This is a genomic window from Pseudonocardia sp. SID8383 (assembly GCF_009864975.1).
In the GTDB taxonomy this organism is placed as follows: domain Bacteria; phylum Actinomycetota; class Actinomycetes; order Mycobacteriales; family Pseudonocardiaceae; genus Pseudonocardia; species Pseudonocardia alni.
In genome coordinates this window covers 1-5,711 of sequence record NZ_WWFY01000960.1, presented here as the reverse complement: position 1 = coordinate 5,711, position 5,711 = coordinate 1, and the positions used below count along the sequence as shown (strand labels likewise).

General features: G+C 74.5%; 4 protein-coding genes. 3 read left to right on the top strand and 1 reads right to left on the bottom strand.

Annotation, left to right across the window (positions count from 1 at the left end; translation table 11 throughout):
* The coding region (locus tag GTW08_RS32750; protein ID WP_161152507.1) for a sensor domain-containing diguanylate cyclase at positions 1-1,178 on the bottom strand (1,178 nt) is incomplete at its 3' end.
* A gap of 682 nt (positions 1,179-1,860) precedes the next feature.
* Here GTW08_RS32750 and dxs point away from each other — a divergent pair.
* Genes dxs through GTW08_RS22885 form a run of 3 tightly spaced genes read left to right on the top strand, consistent with a single transcriptional unit; the run spans position 1,861 to position 5,649 of the window.
* Positions 1,861-3,801, top strand: coding sequence for a 1-deoxy-D-xylulose-5-phosphate synthase (gene dxs, locus GTW08_RS22895; RefSeq protein ID WP_073577101.1), 1,941 nt, complete (start codon positions 1,861-1,863; stop codon positions 3,799-3,801).
* Positions 3,801-4,478: a response regulator transcription factor gene (locus tag GTW08_RS22890; RefSeq protein WP_073577170.1), complete on the top strand. Its 678-nt coding sequence runs from the start codon at positions 3,801-3,803 to the stop codon at positions 4,476-4,478. Before dxs ends, GTW08_RS22890 begins: the two co-directional genes overlap by 1 nt.
* A 4-nt stretch (positions 4,479-4,482) precedes the next feature.
* Positions 4,483-5,649 (top strand): HAMP domain-containing sensor histidine kinase, encoded by a 1,167-nt coding sequence (locus GTW08_RS22885; RefSeq protein WP_304580176.1) that lies wholly within the window; start codon positions 4,483-4,485, stop codon positions 5,647-5,649.
* Positions 5,650-5,711 lie beyond the last annotated feature (62 nt).

The window sequence follows — 5,711 nt, the reverse complement described above, 5'->3', positions numbered from 1 at the left end:
GCGGCGCCCGGGGACGGTGCGGGCAGCCGCTGGGCCGGGACCCCGTCCGGCGGAGCCACCGGGCCGGAGCCGCCCGCGATCCGCCTGCGCAGACGCTCGGCGATCTGCCGGACCTCCTCGCGCCCGTCGTTCCCGGAGAGCCGGGGGAGCAGCACGACGAACTCCTCCCCGCCGAACCTGCCGACGAGGTCGTGGTCGCGCAGCTCCTCGCGCAGCACCTGGGCGGTGGCGGCGAGGACCTGGTCTCCGTAGAGGTGGCCGTGCGTGTCGTTGATCTCCTTGAAGTGGTCCAGGTCGAGGATCAGCAGCGCCGCGGTCCGCCGTTCGCGATCGGCGAGGGTCAGCTCGTGGGTCCCGCGCAGGTGCCAGGCCGCGTGGTTGAGCAGCCCGGTCTTGGCGTCGGTGTCGGCCCGTTCGCGCAGCTGGCGGACCAGGATCGTGCGGTGCAGGGCCAGGATGGGCGGCACCGCGAGCAACGCGACGAACGGCCCGCTCGCGGCCAGCGCCCCCGCCGTCAGCGCCCCCAGGCAGAGGGTCGCCAGCTCCAGGGTGAGCTCGTCGCCGCCGAACAGGATGCGCACCACCCGGGTGTCCGGGCTGGCCACCGCCACCACGCCGAGGACCAGGCAGGTGTTGACGACGGTGTAGGTCAGCAGCGCGAGCAGCAGTGCGAGGGTGCCGGGCAGGCTGCCGTAGAGCTCGCCGGGCCGGGTCGCGGCGAGCACCCCGGCCGCCGCGTGCACGGACAGGATGACCGTCGCGGTGCTGTAGACCTCGCGGTAGACCGGCCTGCGGTCCGGGGGCGGCACCGGCCGCAGCACCCGGACGTAGAGGTGGGTGTAGACCACCACCACCACGAACGCGCCCAGTACCGGTGGCAGCAGCAGGGCCGAGGCGAAGGTCCAGACCGAGGTCAGGTTCACGTGGTGGGTCTCGGCGGTGTAGCGCCGGATGCGTTCGACGCCGGCCACGACCTCGGTGTGCAGGATCCCGGCCACGGTCAGCGTGGCGAGCAGCACCAGGGTCGCGTGGTCGAGCCGGGGCGGGTTCAGCAGACCGGCGAGCACCAGGCAGACCGCCAGCAGTTCCACGGCGAGGACCGGGCCGAGCAGCCGTCCCGGGATGGACCAGATCGGCCAGCGGGTGACCTGGTGCAGCCGGACCGGTTCCCGGGCCATACGTCCCTCCCTCGCCGGCGTCGTCCCACCCGATCCTGCCCGTCCGCAGCAGCGACCGGCGTGCCGCCCCTCCGTGATCCTAACCGCACTCGTCGCCGTCAGTGATCGATACGGCTTCGTGATCGCGTCGTAGCTGCTCGGACGAGTGGTGTGATCACGCTGAGTGCCGGCCGCACGGCCGGACCGGTGATTGTTGATATCGCAATGGTGCTCCCTGGTTTGTTCGCGGGCCGACGGCGGGCCACCCTTTTCGGCGGCGGCACCGGTGAATGCGTGAGAGACGATGTCGGTATGCCGGTAATTGCTGTCCCGTGATGTCACGGCGGCGCCGCGACGTGCGGGATGTCGATCAGGAAAGGGGTGTCCGATGCGCAACTGGGGTTGGTGAAGGCGTCCGCGGTAAGGGCTGCGGTCATTGTGTCGATCAACTGTGGGTCCGAGTGCGAAAGGAGATCGACAATGCGCAACTGGGGTTGGTGAGAACAGTGGACGTACCGCGTCGCAGCACGGGACGCGGCGGGCCCCGTCCGGGTGACGGACGACGCCCGCCGCGCCCGGCAGCGCCATCGGGTCGCCTCGGCTACCGGTCCGTAGAGTGGGACCACGAGTCGATGCCGGTCCTCCCTGCGGTCCCTCCGCCGTGGAGGACGCCCGAACGGGACCGGCGGCGAGGAGGCAGTACGTGACGACGAACCGGGGACTCTCGGCGATCCGGCGCCCGGCCGATCTGCGAGGGCTCGGGCCCGACGAGCTGACCTCGCTCGCGGCCGAGATCCGTGGGTTCCTGATCAAGGCCGTGTCCCGCACCGGGGGCCACCTGGGGCCCAACCTGGGTGTGGTGGAGCTGAGTATCGCCCTGCACCGGGTCTTCGAGTCCCCGCAGGACACCCTGATCTGGGACACCGGGCACCAGGCGTACGTGCACAAGCTGCTGACCGGCCGTCAGGAGGGCTGGGACCGGCTGAAGAAGACCGGTGGGCTGTCGGGCTACCCGAGCCGCGCCGAGTCCGAGCATGACCACGTCGAGTCCAGCCACGCGTCGTCGTCGCTGTCCTGGGCCGACGGCATCGCCCGCGCGCACGCCCTGACCGGGGTCGACCGGCACGTCGTCGCCGTGATCGGCGACGGGGCGTTGACCGGTGGCATGGCCTGGGAGGCGCTCAACAACATCGCGGCCGGCGAGGACCGCAACGTCGTGGTCGTCGTGAACGACAACGGCCGCTCCTACTCGCCGACCATCGGCGGGCTGGCCGACCGGCTCGCGTCGCTGCGGCTGCAGCCCGGCTACGAGCGGGTGCTCGAGGCCGGCAAGCGCACCGTCCGCGGCACCCCCGTGGTCGGGCCCGCGCTCTACGCCGGCCTGCACGCGTTCAAGGCCGGGGTGAAGGATGCGCTCTCCCCCCAGGAGCTGTTCTCCGACCTGGGGCTCAAGTACTTCGGCCCGGTCGACGGCCACGACATCGGCCAGCTCGAGTCCGCGCTGCGCCGGGCGAAGCGCTTCGGCGGGCCGGTCATCGTGCACACGGTCACCCGCAAGGGCAACGGCTACCCGCCCGCGGAGAACGACGAGGCCGAGCAGATGCACAGCCCGGCCGCGTTCGACCCGGAGACCGGTCTGCCCACCGGTACCCCGGTCACCGGGTGGACCGACGTGTTCGCCGAGGAGATGGTGGCGCTCGGGTCGCGGCGCACCGACGTCGTCGCGATCACCGCGGCGATGCTCGGCCCGACCGGCCTGGCGCCGTTCGCGGCCGCCCACCCGGACCGCATCGTCGACGTCGGGATCGCCGAGCAGCACGCGCTGACCACCGCCGCCGGGCTGGCCCGGGCCGGGCGGCACCCCGTCGTCGCGCTGTACTCGACGTTCCTCAACCGCGGCTTCGACCAGCTGCTGATGGACGTGGGCCTGCACCGCGAGCGCGTCACGCTGGTGCTGGACCGCTCCGGGGTCACCGGCAGCGACGGCCCGTCGCACAACGGGATGTGGGACCTGTCGCTGCTGGGCATCGTGCCCGGTATGCGGGTCGCGGCCCCCCGCGACGAGGAGACGCTGCGCGAGGAGTTCCGGGAGGCCACCGCGGTGACCGACGGCCCGACCGCCCTGCGTTACCCCAAGGGCTCGGTGATCGGCTCGGTGCCCGCGCTGCGCCGCCTCGACGGCCCGGCCGGGGTCGACGTGCTGCACGAGCCGTCCGACGGGCGCTCCCAGGTGCTGCTCGTCTGCGTCGGCGCGTTCGCGACGTCCGGTGTCGCCGTCGCCCGGCGGCTCGCCGACCAGGGCGTCGACGTGACCGTCGTCGATCCGCGGTGGGTGCTGCCGGTCCCGCGGGAGCTGCTCACGCTGGCCGCCGACCACCAGCTCGTGGTCACCGTCTCCGACTGCGGCACGCACGGCGGGTTCGGCTCCGCGCTGTCCGACGCGCTGCGCGCCGCCGAGCTCGACGTGCGCCAGCGCGACCTCGCGCTGCCCCAGGAGTACCTGGAGCACGGCAGCCGCGACGACGTGCTCGCCGCGACCGGGCTGACCGAGCAGGACATGGCCCGCCGGATCACCGAGTGGGCGGCCGCGGCGGTCCCCTCGACCCCCGAGGGTGCCGTTCCCGGGCGGGAGCGCACCCGCTGATGCGCGTCATCGTCGTCGAGGACGAGCCGGCGATGGCCGACGCCGTCGTGCGCGGCCTGCGCCGGGACGGGATGGCCGTCGACGTGGCCTACGACGGCGACGAGGGCTCGGAGAAGCTGTCGGTGACCCGCTACGACGTCGCCGTCCTCGACCGGGACCTGCCCGGCCGCAGCGGCGACGACCTGTGCGACGAGCTCGTCGCGGCGGGCGGCCTGACCCGGGTGCTGATGCTCACCGCGTCGGGCACCCCGGCGGACAAGGTCGAGGGACTGTCCCGCGGCGCCGACGACTACCTGGTCAAGCCGTTCGACTTCCCCGAGCTGGTCGCCCGGGTCCGGGCGCTCGGTCGCCGGGCGACCCCGGCGGTGCCACCCACGCTGCGAGCCGGCGACGTCGTGCTGGACCCGGCCCGGCGCACCGTGCTGCGCTCCGGGCGGCCGGTCGAGCTGACCCGCAAGGAGTTCGGCGTGCTGGAGGTCCTGCTCGCCGCGGGCGGGGCCGTGGTGTCCTCGGAGGAGCTGCTCGAACGCGTCTGGGACGAGAACGCCGACCCGTTCACCACCACGGTGCGGGTCACCGTCATGACCCTGCGCAAGAAGCTCGGCGCGCCGGGGCCGATCGACACCGTCGTCGGTGCCGGGTACCGGGTGCCCGCCGACGGGACCCCCACGGCGTGACGGCGTGGGCGCCCTCCGGCCGCGGCTGACGCTGCTCGCGACGGCGCTCGTCGCCGCAGTCGCCGCGCTGCTGCTCTGGCTCGGGTGGATGCTGGTCGGCGCGGTGGTCGCGGGCACCCCGGCGCTGCCCGGGACGGTGTTCGTCGGCGGGGTCGCCGTGCCTGCCGAGACCGCCCGCGACGCGGTCGCGGCCGCGGCCCGCGCCGAGGTGCTGCGGGCCGGGCTGATCGCGTTCCCGCTGGTCGTCGCGGCCGGGGCCGTCACGTCCTGGGTGCTGGTCGGGCGGGTGCTGTACCCGCTGCGCCGGGTCGTCGAGACCACCTCGCGGCTCTCGGCGAGCTCGCTCGACGAACGGGTCGCGCTCGCCGGTGCCCGTGGCGAGGTCGCCGAGCTGGCCGCCGCCGTCGACGCGATGCTCGACCGGCTGCAGGCCGCGTTCGACGCGCAGTCCCGGTTCGTCGCCAACGCCGGGCACGAGCTGCGCACCCCGCTCGCGGTGCTGCGCACCGAGATCGACGTGACGCTCCAGGACCCCGACGCCGACGCCGAGGAGCTGCGCCGGATGGCCGGGGTCGTCCGGGAGGCGGGCCGCCGCTGCGACGAGCTGGTCAGCGGGCTGCTGCTGCTCGCCCGCACCGAGGCCGGGGGAGCGATGCCGGGCTCCGACCGGGTGCCGGTGGACCTGGCCGCGCTCGTCGCCGCGGAGCTCGCGGCCGTGACCGGGGACGTCGCCGTCCGCGGCCTGGTCGTGCGCACCGACCCCCGGCCGGCGACGACCCGGGGGAACGAGCCGCTGCTGCGCCGGATGGTGGCGAACCTGCTGGAGAACGCGGTGCGGCACAACCGCGACGGCGGCTGGATCGAGGTCGGCTGCGGGACCGGCACGCCCGGGCCGGGGGTCGTGCTGCGGGTCGCGTCGTCCGGGCCGGAGCTGGCCCCGGACAGGGTGGCCGAGCTGTTCGAGCCGTTCCGGCGGGGCCCGGTGGCCCGCACCGCCCACACCCGCGGCTCCGGGCTGGGGCTGTCGATCGTGCGATCGGTGACCACCGCGCACGGCGGGGCCGTGCACGCCGAGGCGGTGCCCGGTGGGGGACTGGAGGTGCACGTCGCGCTGCCCGACGACAGCACGGCCCCGGAGCCCTCGGGCGGGGCCCCGGTCATCGCCCGCTGACCGGACGCCGACCCGGTCCGGGTGGCTCACCCGGGACGCGGGCCGGGGCGGCTCGGGCGGCT